Here is a 14,225-nt window from a genome sequence, read left to right on the forward strand (position 1 = left end):
CCCGTAGGCCCGTAGGTCCGGTCCGTAGGCCCGCAGCCCTGCACTCCCGTAGCCCCGCGGAATCTCAGTTGCCGGGCCCGGCAACCACCCGGAACGCTTGAGCGATGCGCCTGCGACTCACCGAGTTCACCCCCCGCATCGGCCCCCACTCCCACCGCGTCGTCCGCCCCCGCACCCCCCTGCGCCACACCTCACTGAGCGCCCCCGACCCCATCGGCCTGCTCCTCGGTGATCACGACGGGCTGAACCGGCTCGCCGGCCTCTGCTCCTTCGCCGCCTACTCGCGCCGCACGATCGTCCACGTCCCGCTGCGCGACGGCGTCCCGCCCGACGAGGGATGGGGCGAGCGCGTCGACCTGGTCCTGGCCCACGACAGCGCCGGCCTGCGCGCGAGTCAGTGGCCGGAGCTGCGCCGCCGTCTCACCCGCGGCGCCCCGCTGACCGTACGCACCGACGAGGCCCGCACCGCGCGGGACATGGAGTCCTGGCGCACCCGCCGGTCCCACGCGGACGCCCGCAGCGAACTGCGGCACGCCACCCACGCGCGGACGCTGTTCCTCTTCGGCACCAGGGACCTCTTCGTCGAGATGGCCACCGCGTTCGCCCACGCGGCCGGTTGGGGACCGCTGCACAAGCACGCCGTCACAGGGCACATGGCGTTCATGACGGCCTTCACGCTCGCCGAGCCGCCCGGAACCGGCGGGCACCCCTTGGAGGTGGACATCTGCTTCAAGCCGTATCCGCCCTACACCCACTTCAAGAGGCCGGGCGCCCCCAAAGGACCAGGGCCGCGCGACCGCGACCTCAGGACACCGGGCCGCTGAGCCAGTCGTCGACCCCCGCCAGCAGCTTCGCCTTCACGTCCTCGGGCGCCGCCGAGCCCCGTACCGACTGCCGGGCCAGCTCCGCCAGCTCCCGGTCCGTGAAACCGTGATGCCGTCGGGCGATCTCGTACTGGGCCGCGAGCCGTGAGCCGAACAGCAGCGGGTCGTCGGCGCCGAGCGCCATCGGCACCCCCGCTTCGAACAGCGTCCGCAGCGGCACGTCCTCCGGCTTCTCGTACACCCCGAGCGCCACGTTCGAGGCCGGACAGACCTCGCAGGTCACACCCCGGTCGGCCAGCCGCTTGAGCAGCCTGGGGTCCTCCGCGGCCCGCACTCCGTGCCCGATCCGGTGCGCGTCGAGGTCGTCAAGACAGTCCCGTACGGACGACGGCCCGGCCAGCTCCCCGCCGTGCGGCGCCGACAGCAGCCCGGCCTCCCGGGCGATGGCGAAGGCCCGGTCGAAGTCCCGCGCCATGCCCCGGCGTTCGTCGTTGGACAGCCCGAAGCCGACCACCCCCCGGTCGGCATACCGCACGGCCAGCCGGGCCAGCGTGCGCGCGTCCAGCGGGTGCTTCATACGGTTCGCGGCGACCAGCACCCGCATCCCGAGCCCGGTCTCCCGCGAGGTCGTCTCCACCGCGTCGAGGATGATCTCCAGCGCCGGGATCAGCCCGCCGAGGCGTGGGGCGTACGACGTGGGGTCGACCTGGATCTCCAGCCACCCCGAGCCGTCCCGGACGTCCTCCTCGGCCGCCTCCCGCACCAGACGCTGGATGTCCTCGGGCTGCCTGAGGCACGAACGCGCCGCGTCGTAGAGCCGCTGGAACCGGAACCAGCCCCGCTCGTCCGTGGCCCGCAGCCGCGGCGGCTCCCCGCTGGTCAGCGCCTCCGTCAGCGCGTCGGGCAGCCGTACGCCGTACTTGTCGGCCAGTTCCAGAACCGTCCCGGGCCGCATGGACCCGGTGAAGTGCAGGTGCAGATGGGCTTTCGGCAGCTCAGAGACATCACGTACACGCTCCATTCGCCGATCCTGCCGTACGCCACCGCCGTCCCGGTAGCGCTTTCCCCGAACGTGGTCTTGCTCGCACAAACGACAGAGGGCCACCTACCGTCCCCGGTAGGTGGCCCTTCATGGCGGAACGTCAGTCCCGTGCCTCCGCCAGCAGCTTCTGGATGCGGCTCACGCCCTCGACGAGGTCCTCGTCGCCCAGCGCGTACGACAGCCGCAGATAGCCCGGCGTACCGAAGGCCTCACCCGGGACGACCGCGACCTCGGCCTCCTCCAGGATCAGCGCGGCCAGCTCGACCGAGTCCTGCGGACGCTTGCCGCGGATCTCCTTGCCGATCAGGGCCTTCACCGACGGGTAGGCGTAGAACGCGCCCTCGGGCTCGGGGCACAGGACGCCGTCGATCTCGTTGAGCATGCGCACGATCGTCTTGCGGCGGCGGTCGAAGGCCTCCTTCATCTCCTCGACGGCCGACAGGTCGCCGGAGACGGCGGCCAGCGCGGCCACCTGGGCGACGTTGGAGACGTTCGAGGTGGCGTGCGACTGGAGGTTCGTCGCGGCCTTGACCACGTCCTTCGGACCGATGACCCAGCCCACGCGCCAGCCCGTCATGGCGTACGTCTTCGCCACACCGTTCACGACGATGGTCTTGTCGGCCAGCTCGGGCACGACCACCGGCAGCGAGTGGAACTCGGCGTCGCCGTAGACCAGGTGCTCGTAGATCTCGTCGGTCAGGACCCACAGGCCCTTCTCGGCCGCCCAGCGGCCGATCTCCTCGATCTGCGCGCGGGTGTAGACGGCGCCGGTGGGGTTGGACGGGGAGACGAAGAGGAGGACCTTCGTGTTCTCCGTGCGCGCCGCCTCCAGCTGCTCCACGCTCACGCGGTAGCCGGTGGTCTCGTCCGCGACGACCTCCACCGGGACACCGCCGGCGAGACGGATCGACTCCGGGTACGTCGTCCAGTACGGGGCCGGGACGATGACTTCGTCGCCCGGGTCGAGGATCGCGGCGAAGGCCTCGTAGATGGCCTGCTTGCCGCCGTTGGTGACGAGGACCTGGCTCGCGTCGACCTCGTAGCCGGAGTCGCGCAGCGTCTTCGCGGCGATGGCGGCCTTCAGCTCGGGGAGACCGCCGGCCGGGGTGTACCGGTGGTACTTCGGGTTGGAGCAGGCCTCGATGGCGGCCTGGACGATGTAGTCCGGGGTCGGGAAGTCCGGCTCACCGGCGCCGAAGCCGATCACCGGGCGCCCGGCGGCCTTCAGGGCCTTGGCCTTGGCATCCACGGCGAGGGTGGCGGACTCGGAGATCGCGCCGACTCGGGCGGAGACCCGGCGCTCGGTGGGAGAGGTTGCAGCGCTCATGGGCCCATCGTTTCAGACCGGAAACGCCCCCGGCACGCGGGTTTCACAGACTGAACAACCACTGAACAACCGTCCGGATTCACCGGGGTATTGGCGCGGTGGCCTGGGTGATCTTCGGCGCCCGGGCGGCCGTGCGCGGGACGATCTTCGGCCGTCGCGGTCTCCACAGGCCCTTTCTGTTCGACGCTGGGCTCCGGAGCACGTACACTCTCACCTCGTTGGCCTCACAACGGCCGCACTCATCCGATGCACACCGAGCACTCGGACGGATGCGGTACGTTTGGGAGGAACCACAAAGGGTCGTAGCTCAATTGGTAGAGCACCGGTCTCCAAAACCGGCGGTTGGGGGTTCAAGTCCCTCCGGCCCTGCTACACACACCTTCGCCAGGATGTGTGCGCATGTACGTACAGCAATGCACCGCCGTGCGGCTCAGACCGGGCGCGGCACGGCCACGACCCGGGAACAGGTGAGGACGAATGGCGGACGCCGTGGGCTCCATCGACACGCCTGATGCCCAGGACGAGGCGCAGGAGTCGAAGAAGAAGGCCCGCAAGGGTGGCAAGCGTGCCAAGAAGGGCCCGCTGAAGCGCCTCGGCATCTTCTACCGGCAGATCGTCGCAGAGCTTCGCAAGGTCGTCTGGCCTACGCGCAGCCAGCTGACGACCTACACGACCGTGGTGATCGTCTTCGTGATCGTCATGATCGGCCTGGTCACCGTGATTGACTATGGACTCAACCACGCTGCCAAGTACGTCTTCGGCTGAGCAATGTTGCGAAGGGCGCCGTGGTTACCGGCGCCCCTTTCGCATGTTCCACCCCTATGTATCCAGGAAGAAGCAGCCACCGTGTCTGACCAGAACCTGAACGACGCCATCGAGCCGGACGAGTCCGTGGAAGACGAGCTCGACATCGTCGAGGGCGCGGACGAGGACCTGGACGAGGTCGAGGCTGCCGATGACGAGGCGGGCGACCCCGCCGAGGAAGCCGCCCTCCACGTCGAGGACGAATCCGACGAGGACGCCGAGGACGAGTCCGGCGGCGACGTCGAGGCCGTCGAGGACGAGGAAGAGGCTGTCGAGGAGGAGCCGGCCGAGCCGGTCGACCCCGTCGTCGCCCTGCGTGAGGAACTGCGCACCCTCCCCGGCGAGTGGTACGTCATCCACACCTACGCCGGTTACGAGAACCGCGTGAAGACCAACCTCGAGCAGCGCGCCGTCTCGCTGAACGTCGAGGACTACATCTTCCAGGCCGAGGTGCCGCAGGAAGAGGTCGTCCAGATCAAGAACGGCGACCGCAAGACGATCAAGCAGAACAAGCTGCCCGGTTACGTCCTGGTCCGCATGGACCTGACGAACGAGTCGTGGGGTGTCGTCCGCAACACGCCGGGCGTCACCGGCTTCGTCGGCAACGCCTACGACCCGTACCCGCTGACCCTGGACGAGATCGTCAAGATGCTCGCCCCGGAGGCCGAGGAGAAGGCCGCCCGCGAGGCCGCCGAGGCCGAGGGCAAGCCCGCTCCGCAGCGCAAGGTCGAGGTCCAGGTGCTGGACTTCGAGGTCGGCGACTCGGTCACCGTCACCGACGGCCCGTTCGCCACGCTGCAGGCCACGATCAACGAGATCAACGCCGACTCCAAGAAGGTCAAGGGCCTCGTCGAGATCTTCGGCCGCGAGACCCCGGTCGAGCTGTCCTTCGACCAGATCCAGAAGAACTGAGTCAGGCCCTTTGCCGGCCGACATAAGCAGTGAGGGCGCCCCGCCGGTGGATTCCGGGCAGGGGCGCCTTCGGCGTTTCCGCTGGCCTCTCGTCTTTTTCGTGCTGGCGGCCGTCTTCGCCGCCGCCCCGCTCTCCGTGGGCATCACGCAGTGGCAGCGGGTGGCCGAGGTGCAGGGCGGGGTCCGCGCGGTGGGGACCTTCCACGCCGACGGCGCCAACTGCTGGCGGCACCGCTGCTGGGTCGAGTTCGAGGCCGGCGGCAAGCGGGTGGAGGCCGACCTTCCGGCCCTCACCGAGACCCGGGAGAACAAGGTCTCGCGGGACGGCGAGGAGATCGTCGTGCGGTACCTGCCCTCGGACCCGACGCGGGCGGCCGAGGAGGACGGGTACGGGTACGTCGGTGCCATCACCGCCGCGCTCTCGCTGCCCGTCGTGATCCTGCTGATCTTCGGGGTGGGCACCCTGGTCGCCGTCCTGCGGGGGCGGCCGCCGTTCTCGCCCTGGTCGTCGCCCCAGCCTTCCTGAGCTGCCGATTTCATGTCCTGAGGGAAGAGCGGCTATCGTGGTGCGGTATGCCATCTGCCTGATGATTCATCCGAATGACGCAGGTGGTAACCAACTCTCAGTAAGGACCCGGAGAGAGCATGCCTCCCAAGAAGAAGAAGGTCACGGGGCTCATCAAGCTCCAGATCCAGGCCGGTGCGGCCAACCCGGCTCCGCCGGTCGGCCCCGCGCTGGGTCAGCACGGCGTCAACATCATGGAGTTCTGCAAGGCCTACAACGCCGCGACCGAGTCGCAGCGTGGCTGGGTGATCCCGGTGGAGATCACGGTCTACGAGGACCGCTCCTTCACCTTCATCACCAAGACGCCGCCGGCCGCGAAGATGATCCTCAAGGCCGCGGGTATCGAGAAGGGCTCCGGCGAGCCGCACAAGACCAAGGTCGCCAAGATCACCGAGGCGCAGGTCCGCGAGATCGCCACGACCAAGCTCCCCGACCTCAACGCCAACGACCTGGACGCCGCCGCGAAGATCATCGCCGGCACCGCGCGTTCCATGGGCGTCGTCGTCGAGGGCTGAGCCCCAACACCCGTACATCAAGCAGAAGTGGCAGGGCCTGCTCGGCCCGGACCACGACTCCTAAGACTCACCAGGAGAAGCAGTGAGCAAGCGCAGCAAGTCTCTCCGCGCTGCGGACGCCAAGGTCGACCGGGACAAGCTCTACGCCCCGCTCGAGGCCGTCCGTCTCGCCAAGGAGACCTCCACGACCAAGTTCGACGGCACCGTCGAGGTCGCCTTCCGTCTGGGTGTCGACCCGCGCAAGGCCGACCAGATGGTCCGTGGCACCGTGAACCTTCCGCACGGCACCGGTAAGACCGCCCGGGTCCTGGTCTTCGCGACCGGCGACCGTGCCGAGGCCGCGCGTGCCGCGGGCGCCGACATCGTCGGCGCCGACGAGCTCATCGACGAGGTTTCGAAGGGCCGCCTGGACTTCGACGCCGTCGTCGCCACCCCGGACCTCATGGGCAAGGTCGGCCGTCTCGGCCGCGTCCTCGGCCCCCGTGGTCTCATGCCGAACCCCAAGACCGGCACCGTGACCCCGGACGTCGCCAAGGCTGTCAACGACATCAAGGGCGGCAAGATCGAGTTCCGCGTCGACAAGCACTCGAACCTGCACTTCATCATCGGCAAGACGTCCTTCGAGGACGACAAGCTGGTGGAGAACTACGGCGCCGCGCTGGAGGAGATCCTCCGTCTGAAGCCGTCCGCCGCCAAGGGTCGTTACATCAAGAAGGCCGCGATCAGCACCACGATCGGCCCCGGCATTCCGGTCGACCCGAACCGCACCCGCAACCTCCTCGTCGAGGAGGACCCGGCGGCGGTCTGAGCCTGAGGCTCACCGAAGTCAGGTCACGGGCCCCGCAACCTTTCGAGGTGCGGGGCCCGTCCCATATCCGGGTACGTGTGTCAGTGGCCCGCGCTAACGTGCGGGACAGGAATCACATAGGGGTGGGACGAATGAAGAGCACGAGTGTGCGCCGGATGGCTCTCGCGATCGCCGCGACGACCGCGCTGACGGGCCTCGCGGCCTGTTCGTCGGCGGGGGACTCGGGGGGCTCCGACAAGGACGACCGGACCTCCGGAACCGGCAAAAGCGCCACCAAGGTCAGCCCCATAGCCGCGCTGCGCTCCGCCGAGAAGTCCACCGACGCCGCCGACTCCGCCAAGGTCGAGTCCACGACCGTCATGGGCTCGATGATGTCCATGACCGCCGACGGCGCCCTCGGCTGGGCCGACGGGATCTCCGGCACCGTCACCATCGAGTACACCGGCGGCACGCTCACCGACACCATGCGCCAGCTGGGCACCACCAAGATGGAGGCCCGGTACCTCTCCGACGCCTACTACGCGAAGATGGGCGACGCGTTCGCCGAGCAGGCCGGCGGCAAGCACTGGATCAGGTACGACTACGACGACCTCGCGGACCTCGCGGGCGGCTCCGGCGCGTACCTCAAGGACCAGATGCAGAACGCCACCCCCAACCAGTCGGTGAAGCTCCTGCTGGCCTCGGGGGACGTGAAGAAGGTCGGCGAGGAGAAGGTCCGCGGCAAGGACACCACGCACTACTCGGGCACCGTCGACGTCGCCGACCTCGCCGGCAAGAACTCCAGCCTCAGTGAGAGCCAGCTCGCCGACCTGAAGAAGCAGCTCGAACAGGCCGGGGTCACCACCGAGACGGTCGACATCTGGGTCGACGACCAGGACCTCCTGGTCAAGAAGGTGGAGAAGGGCCAGATGGCCACCGGAGAGCTGACCCAGACCGCCTACTACAGCGACTACGGCGTGAAGGTCTCCGCCGAGAAGCCCCCGGCGAGCGACACGGAGGACTTCAAGACGCTCCTGGAGAAGCAGGGCGGCAGCGTCGCCGGCACCACCTCCTGAGCCACACGGAATTCACAAGACCGCTTGCGCCCCATCGGTTAGGCTCGCGATCCCGCTGTGAATCGACCATGTGTTCCTTGTGGTCGTCGCACTTCTTGCGTTCCTTTGGGGGGAATCGATGGGGATTTCTGTACGACTTTCTTGCCGGTCCGCACGCTGTCGGACGGTCGGCGTGGGTCTGGCCGCCGTGGCCCTCGCCGCCGGTGCCGTGAGCTGTTCCAAGGGGGAGTCCTCCGAGGAGTCGCCGAAGATGTCGCCGGCCGCCGCGGTGGCCAAGGCGGCGAAGAACTCGGACGACATCTCGTCCCTGCGCTACCGGATGACCGGTGAGTACCCGGAGCAGGGGCGCATCAAGGCCGAGGCCTCGATGCGGATCAAGCCCACCGTCGCCATGAGCATGAAGATGACGGCGCTGGACCAGGGCAAGGACGGCTCCGCGGAGATCCGGCTCGTCGACAAGGCCATGTACATCGGGGGCAACCCCGAGATGGCCAAGGAGATGGACGGCAAGACCTGGATGAAGTTCGACATGTCCGCGCTGAGCGACGAGCAGCTCGGCGGGGGCGCCGCCGGCGCCGGACAGGCCGAGCAGAACCCGGCCGCCGAGTCCACCTTCATGACCGGCGCCAAGGACGTGAAGAAGGTCGGCACCGAGAAGGTCGACGGAGTCGAGACCACGCACTACACCGGCACCCTCACCCTCGACGCGCTCCGCGACTCCTTCAAGGACGAGGACAAGGCGACCCGCGAGAAGCGCGAGAAGAGCGTCGAGCAGTACGAGAAGATGGGCGTCGACAAGCTCGCGATGGACATGTGGATCGACGGTGAGGACCACACCAAGCAGTTCCGCATGAAGGGCGCCGCCGACAAGGGCACGCTCGACCTGACCATCACCTTCCTCGACATCAACAAGCCGGTCACGGTCACGGCGCCGCCCGCCAAGGACACCGTCGACCTCGCCGAGATGATGAAGGAAGCCCAGAGCGGCTGATCACCGTACGACCGGATTTGCCTCGCGGCGATCCGGTCGCGTACTCTCCTTCAGAAGCCAAAGACCGCTGGTCGTTGCCGTGTGCTCGTGAGAGGGCGCGGTGGCCGAAGGATCCGCTGATTACCGCGGACGACCCGCGCAGGTGACTGTGGAAGTTGCTCCCGTGTGGATTCGTCCGCGTGGTAGAGCTACGCCCCGTGCGCCTGCGCCGGGGCGTTTCGTTTTTCGCAGCTCCTTCTGAGCGGTCCTCATCACCCGGAAGGAGGCCACGCTTATGGCAAGGCCCGACAAGGCTGCCGCGGTAGCCGAGCTCGCGGACCAGTTCCGCAGCTCGAACGCCGCCGTGCTGACCGAGTACCGGGGTCTCACCGTGGCGCAGCTCAAGACGCTGCGTCGTTCGCTCGGTGAAGACGCCCAGTACGCCGTGGTGAAGAACACGCTGACCAAGATCGCGGCCAACGAGGCCGGGATCGACACGCTCGACGACCTGTTCAACGGTCCGACGGCGGTCGCCTTCATCACCGGTGACCCGGTGACGTCGGCGAAGGGTCTTCGTGACTTCGCCAAGGACAACCCGAACCTCGTCATCAAGGGCGGTGTCCTTGACGGCAAGGCGCTGTCCGCCGACGAGATCAAGAAGCTTGCGGACCTCGAGTCCCGCGAGGTTCTGCTCGCCAAGCTGGCGGGCGCCCTGAAGGGCAAGCAGACGCAGGCTGCTCAGCTCTTCCAGGCGCTTCCGACGAAGCTCGTCCGCACCGTGGACGCCCTTCGCGCCAAGCAGGACGAGCAGGGCGGTGCCGAGTAACTCGGCTCGCATCATGACCGCCGCCTGAGGCGCTCCGCCCCAGGAAGTGGTCGTAGCGGGCCGAACGTACGCCCGCCAGACATGTACATCCGGCACCAGCCGAATTGATTTGGAAGGAAGCCATCATGGCTCTCACCCAGGACGAACTGCTCGCCGAGTTCGAGGGCATGACCCTCATCCAGCTCTCCGAGTTCGTGAAGGCGTTCGAGGAGAAGTTCGACGTCACGGCCGCCGCTGCCGCCGTTGTCGCCGCCCCGGCTGCCGGCGGTGCCGCCGGTGGCGCCGAGGCCGCCGAGGAGAAGGACGAGTTCGACGTCATCCTCACCGGCGCCGGCGAGAAGAAGATCCAGGTCATCAAGGTCGTGCGTGAGCTGACCTCCCTGGGTCTGAAGGAGGCCAAGGACCTCGTCGACGGCACCCCGAAGCCGGTCCTCGAGAAGGTCAACAAGGAGGCCGCTGACAAGGCCGCCGAGTCCCTCAAGGCCGCGGGCGCGTCCGTCGAGGTCAAGTAAGACCTTTCGCAGGCCTGACTGGCCTGTAACGCAGTAGCGCTGAAGAGCGATCATCCATCCGGGTGGTCGCTCTTCGGCGTTCCCGGGGTTCCAGTGGCGGCTGAGTTGTACCCGAGGACCTGAGGGGTATGGTGATCTTCGCCGTGCCTCCGAGCACCCCAGGTGGCGACCGGTTTGGGCGAGACAGGCCTTGACGAACCGCACGCAGCGCGCAATTCTCAGGACGCGTCGCCAGAACGGTCCGAATCCGAGGCATGGATCGGCGACGAAGAGGGCAGTATCAACGTGCGTTGAGGGCAGGCGTGCCGAAGGCGTTGAGGGTGACGAGGGTCAAAGAAAATCGGGGCTGGACATCAGTGCGCCAAGTGGCTACACTGACCCTTTGCGCTGCCTGTTAGCTGCCCCCTGCCCGTCACCAGGGGTCTGCCCTCGCCTCAGCAACGACGACCGGAACGCCCTGACCTGGCCCAAAAGCCAAATCAGGGGAGCCTGTCCTCGTGCGCCGGAGAGGGACCGGTACGCGCGTAGTGAGTCCGAGCCCTCGGAAGGACCCCCTCTTGGCCGCCTCGCGCAACGCCTCGACCGCGAATACGAACAACGGCGCCAGCACCGCCCCGCTGCGCATTTCCTTTGCAAAGATCAAGGAGCCTCTCGAGGTTCCGAACCTGCTCGCGCTGCAGACCGAGAGCTTTGACTGGCTGCTCGGGAACACCGCCTGGCAGAGTCGGGTCGAGGAGGCTCTGGAGTCCGGTCAGGACGTCCCCACGAAGTCCGGTCTGGAGGAGATCTTCGAGGAGATCTCCCCGATCGAGGACTTCTCCGGGTCGATGTCGCTGACGTTCCGCGACCACCGTTTCGAGCCGCCGAAGAACAGCATCGACGAGTGCAAGGACCGCGACTTCACGTACGCGGCCCCGCTCTTCGTGACGGCTGAGTTCACCAACAACGAGACCGGCGAGATCAAGTCCCAGACGGTCTTCATGGGCGACTTCCCGCTCATGACCCACAAGGGCACCTTCGTCATCAACGGCACCGAGCGTGTCGTGGTGTCGCAGCTGGTCCGTTCGCCGGGTGTCTACTTCGACTCCTCGATCGACAAGACGTCCGACAAGGACATCTTCTCCGCCAAGATCATCCCGTCCCGGGGTGCCTGGCTGGAGATGGAGATCGACAAGCGCGACATGGTCGGTGTGCGCATCGACCGCAAGCGCAAGCAGTCCGTGACCGTCCTGCTCAAGGCTCTCGGTTGGACGACCGAGCAGATCCTGGAGGAGTTCGGCGAGTACGAGTCCATGCGCGCCACCCTGGAGAAGGACCACACCCAGGGCCAGGACGACGCGCTGCTCGACATCTACCGCAAGCTGCGTCCAGGCGAGCCCCCCACGCGTGAGGCCGCGCAGACGCTGCTGGAGAACCTCTACTTCAACCCGAAGCGTTACGACCTCGCCAAGGTCGGCCGCTACAAGGTGAACAAGAAGCTGGGTGCGGAGGCTCCGCTCGACGCGGGCGTCCTGACCGTCGAGGACATCATCTCGACGATCAAGTACCTGGTGAAGCTGCACGCGGGCGAGACCGAGACGGTCGGCGACAGCGGCGCGAACATCGTCGTCGAGACCGACGACATCGACCACTTCGGCAACCGTCGTCTGCGCAGCGTCGGCGAGCTCATCCAGAACCAGGTCCGTACGGGTCTGGCGCGTATGGAGCGAGTCGTCCGCGAGCGCATGACGACCCAGGACGTCGAGGCGATCACGCCGCAGACCCTGATCAACATCCGGCCGGTCGTCGCCTCCATCAAGGAGTTCTTCGGCACCAGCCAGCTGTCGCAGTTCATGGACCAGAACAACCCGCTGTCGGGTCTGACGCACAAGCGTCGTCTCTCGGCGCTGGGCCCTGGTGGTCTGTCCCGTGAGCGGGCCGGCTTCGAGGTCCGTGACGTGCACCCGTCTCACTACGGCCGTATGTGCCCGATCGAGACGCCCGAAGGCCCGAACATCGGTCTGATCGGTTCGCTCGCCTCCTACGGCCGCGTCAACGCGTTCGGTTTCGTGGAGACGCCGTACCGCAAGGTCGTCGACGGTGTCGTCACCGACGAGGTCGACTACCTGACGGCCGACGAAGAGGACCGATTCGTCATCGCGCAGGCCAACGCCACCCTCGACGAGGGCATGCGCTTCACCGAGAACCGCGTCCTGGTCCGCCGTCGTGGCGGCGAGGTCGACTACGTCCCCGGTGACGACGTGGACTACATGGACGTCTCGCCGCGCCAGATGGTGTCGGTCGCGACCGCCATGATCCCGTTCCTCGAGCACGACGACGCCAACCGTGCCCTCATGGGCGCGAACATGATGCGTCAGGCCGTGCCGCTGATTAAGTCCGAGTCCCCGCTCGTCGGCACCGGCATGGAGTACCGCTCCGCCGTCGACGCCGGCGACGTGGTCAAGGCCGAGAAGGCGGGTGTGGTCCAGGAGGTCTCCGCGGACTACATCACCACGGCCAACGACGACGGCACGTACATCACGTACCGCCTGGCCAAGTTCGCCCGCTCCAACCAGGGCACCTCGGTCAACCAGAAGGTCATCGTCAACGAGGGCGACCGGATCATCGAGGGCCAGGTCCTGGCCGACGGTCCGGCCACCGAGAACGGCGAGATGGCGCTGGGCAAGAACCTGCTCGTGGCGTTCATGCCGTGGGAGGGTCACAACTACGAGGACGCGATCATCCTGTCGCAGCGCCTCGTACAGGACGACGTCCTCTCCTCGATCCACATCGAGGAGCACGAGGTCGACGCCCGTGACACCAAGCTCGGCCCCGAGGAGATCACCCGGGACATCCCGAACGTCTCCGAGGAGGTCCTCGCCGACCTCGACGAGCGCGGCATCATCCGGATCGGTGCCGAGGTCGTCGCCGGCGACATCCTCGTCGGCAAGGTCACGCCCAAGGGTGAGACCGAGCTGACCCCCGAGGAGCGCCTGCTCCGCGCGATCTTCGGTGAGAAGGCGCGCGAGGTCCGTGACACCTCCCTGAAGGTGCCGCACGGCGAGATCGGCAAGGTCATCGGCGTCCGCGTCTTCGACCGTGAGGAAGGCGACGAGCTGCCGCCGGGCGTGAACCAGCTGGTTCGTGTCTACGTGGCGCAGAAGCGCAAGATCACGGACGGTGACAAGCTCGCCGGCCGACACGGCAACAAGGGTGTCATCTCCAAGATCCTGCCCATCGAGGACATGCCGTTCCTCGAGGACGGGACCCCGGTCGACATCATCCTCAACCCGCTCGGTGTGCCGTCCCGAATGAACCCGGGACAGGTCCTGGAGATCCACCTCGGCTGGCTCGCCAGCCGCGGCTGGGACGTCTCCGGTCTCGCCGACGAGTGGGCGCAGCGCCTGCAGAACATCGGTGCCGACCAGGTCGCCCCCGGCACCAACGTCGCCACCCCGGTGTTCGACGGTGCGCGTGAGGACGAGCTCGCGGGTCTGCTGAACCACACCATCCCGAACCGCGACGGCGAGCGCATGGTGCTCCCGACCGGTAAGGCGCGGCTGTTCGACGGCCGTAGCGGTGAGCCGTTCCCGGACCCGATCTCGGTCGGCTACATGTACATCCTGAAGCTGCACCACCTGGTCGACGACAAGCTGCACGCCCGCTCGACCGGTCCGTACTCGATGATCACCCAGCAGCCGCTGGGTGGTAAGGCTCAGTTCGGTGGCCAGCGCTTCGGTGAGATGGAGGTGTGGGCGCTGGAGGCATACGGCGCCGCGTACGCCCTCCAGGAGCTGCTGACCATCAAGTCCGACGACGTCACCGGCCGCGTGAAGGTCTACGAGGCCATCGTCAAGGGCGAGAACATCCCCGAGCCCGGCATTCCCGAGTCCTTCAAGGTGCTCATCAAGGAAATGCAGTCCCTGTGCCTCAACGTGGAGGTGCTGTCCTCGGACGGCATGTCCATCGAGATGCGCGACACCGACGAGGATGTCTTCCGCGCTGCGGAGGAGCTCGGCATCGACCTGTCCCGGCGCGAGCCGAGCAGCGTCGAAGAGGTCTGACGGGAGTCCGGCCGGAGGAACT

13 protein-coding genes and 1 tRNA gene are annotated in these 14,225 nt (G+C 67.4%); 12 read left to right on the plus strand and 2 right to left on the minus strand.

Going from position 1 to position 14,225, the window contains the following annotated elements; genetic code table 11:
• Window positions 1-104 precede the first annotated feature (104 nt).
• Window positions 105-824, plus strand: a complete 720-nt coding sequence (locus tag ACFUO4_RS19670) for a hypothetical protein (protein ID WP_383486330.1) — start codon at window positions 105-107, stop codon at window positions 822-824.
• Here the strand turns inward: ACFUO4_RS19670 and ACFUO4_RS19675 are convergent.
• Window positions 805-1,845 carry an adenosine deaminase gene (locus ACFUO4_RS19675; RefSeq protein ID WP_079312366.1) on the minus strand — a complete coding sequence of 347 codons (1,041 nt, stop codon included), beginning with the start codon at window positions 1,843-1,845 and terminating at the stop codon, window positions 805-807. The genes ACFUO4_RS19670 and ACFUO4_RS19675 overlap by 20 nt on opposite strands.
• A 121-nt stretch (window positions 1,846-1,966) precedes the next feature.
• Entirely contained in the window at window positions 1,967-3,193 is a 1,227-nt protein-coding gene (locus ACFUO4_RS19680) for a pyridoxal phosphate-dependent aminotransferase (protein WP_059192927.1), read from the minus strand.
• 296 nt (window positions 3,194-3,489) lie between these two features.
• Between ACFUO4_RS19680 and ACFUO4_RS19685 the strand changes: the two genes are divergently transcribed.
• From ACFUO4_RS19685 to rpoB, 11 genes are all read left to right on the plus strand, one after another.
• Window positions 3,490-3,562, plus strand: a tRNA-Trp gene (locus ACFUO4_RS19685).
• Window positions 3,563-3,670: 108 nt separating this feature from the next.
• On the plus strand, window positions 3,671-3,958 hold the full coding sequence (secE, locus tag ACFUO4_RS19690; protein ID WP_079312368.1) for a preprotein translocase subunit SecE: 288 nt from the start codon (window positions 3,671-3,673) through the stop codon (window positions 3,956-3,958).
• 81 nt (window positions 3,959-4,039) lie between these two features.
• Complete coding sequence (gene nusG / locus ACFUO4_RS19695) at window positions 4,040-4,909, plus strand: transcription termination/antitermination protein NusG (protein ID WP_079312370.1); 870 nt, start codon at window positions 4,040-4,042, stop codon at window positions 4,907-4,909.
• A gap of 46 nt (window positions 4,910-4,955) precedes the next feature.
• Window positions 4,956-5,435, plus strand: coding sequence for a DUF3592 domain-containing protein (locus ACFUO4_RS19700; RefSeq protein ID WP_383486337.1), 480 nt, complete (start codon window positions 4,956-4,958; stop codon window positions 5,433-5,435).
• A gap of 119 nt (window positions 5,436-5,554) precedes the next feature.
• On the plus strand, window positions 5,555-5,989 hold the full coding sequence (gene rplK, locus ACFUO4_RS19705) for a 50S ribosomal protein L11 (protein WP_079312374.1): 435 nt from the start codon (window positions 5,555-5,557) through the stop codon (window positions 5,987-5,989).
• 82 nt (window positions 5,990-6,071) lie between these two features.
• Window positions 6,072-6,797: a 50S ribosomal protein L1 gene (gene rplA, locus ACFUO4_RS19710; protein WP_079312376.1), complete on the plus strand. Its 726-nt coding sequence runs from the start codon at window positions 6,072-6,074 to the stop codon at window positions 6,795-6,797.
• A gap of 131 nt (window positions 6,798-6,928) precedes the next feature.
• Entirely contained in the window at window positions 6,929-7,852 is a 924-nt protein-coding gene (locus ACFUO4_RS19715) for a hypothetical protein (protein WP_079312378.1), read from the plus strand.
• A 118-nt stretch (window positions 7,853-7,970) separates the two neighbouring features.
• The gene (locus ACFUO4_RS19720) at window positions 7,971-8,843 is read left to right on the plus strand and encodes a DUF1396 domain-containing protein (protein WP_079312380.1); all 873 of its coding nucleotides are present in this window, start codon (window positions 7,971-7,973) and stop codon (window positions 8,841-8,843) included.
• Between the two features lie 274 nt (window positions 8,844-9,117).
• On the plus strand, window positions 9,118-9,648 hold the full coding sequence (gene rplJ / locus ACFUO4_RS19725; protein ID WP_383486342.1) for a 50S ribosomal protein L10: 531 nt from the start codon (window positions 9,118-9,120) through the stop codon (window positions 9,646-9,648).
• Between the two features lie 122 nt (window positions 9,649-9,770).
• Window positions 9,771-10,160, plus strand: a complete 390-nt coding sequence (rplL, locus tag ACFUO4_RS19730) for a 50S ribosomal protein L7/L12 (protein WP_383487861.1) — start codon at window positions 9,771-9,773, stop codon at window positions 10,158-10,160.
• 557 nt (window positions 10,161-10,717) lie between these two features.
• Window positions 10,718-14,203 (plus strand): DNA-directed RNA polymerase subunit beta, encoded by a 3,486-nt coding sequence (gene rpoB / locus ACFUO4_RS19735; RefSeq protein ID WP_079312384.1) that lies wholly within the window; start codon window positions 10,718-10,720, stop codon window positions 14,201-14,203.
• Window positions 14,204-14,225 lie beyond the last annotated feature (22 nt).

The sequence above is a fragment of the Streptomyces sp. NPDC057280 genome (genome assembly GCF_042668605.1).
Lineage (GTDB): Bacteria > Actinomycetota > Actinomycetes > Streptomycetales > Streptomycetaceae > Streptomyces.

Coding starts and splice junctions, on each gene's coding strand:
- rplJ (WP_383486342.1), top strand. CDS start 9,118: ATGGCAAGGCCCGACAAGGCTGCCGCGGTAGCCGAGCTCGCGGACCAG.
- ACFUO4_RS19675 (WP_079312366.1), bottom strand. CDS start 1,845: ATGGAGCGTGTACGTGATGTCTCTGAGCTGCCGAAAGCCCATCTGCAC.
- ACFUO4_RS19670 (WP_383486330.1), top strand. CDS start 105: ATGCGCCTGCGACTCACCGAGTTCACCCCCCGCATCGGCCCCCACTCC.
- secE (WP_079312368.1), top strand. CDS start 3,671: ATGGCGGACGCCGTGGGCTCCATCGACACGCCTGATGCCCAGGACGAG.
- ACFUO4_RS19720 (WP_079312380.1), top strand. CDS start 7,971: ATGGGGATTTCTGTACGACTTTCTTGCCGGTCCGCACGCTGTCGGACG.
- ACFUO4_RS19680 (WP_059192927.1), bottom strand. CDS start 3,193: ATGAGCGCTGCAACCTCTCCCACCGAGCGCCGGGTCTCCGCCCGAGTC.
- rplK (WP_079312374.1), top strand. CDS start 5,555: ATGCCTCCCAAGAAGAAGAAGGTCACGGGGCTCATCAAGCTCCAGATC.
- ACFUO4_RS19715 (WP_079312378.1), top strand. CDS start 6,929: ATGAAGAGCACGAGTGTGCGCCGGATGGCTCTCGCGATCGCCGCGACG.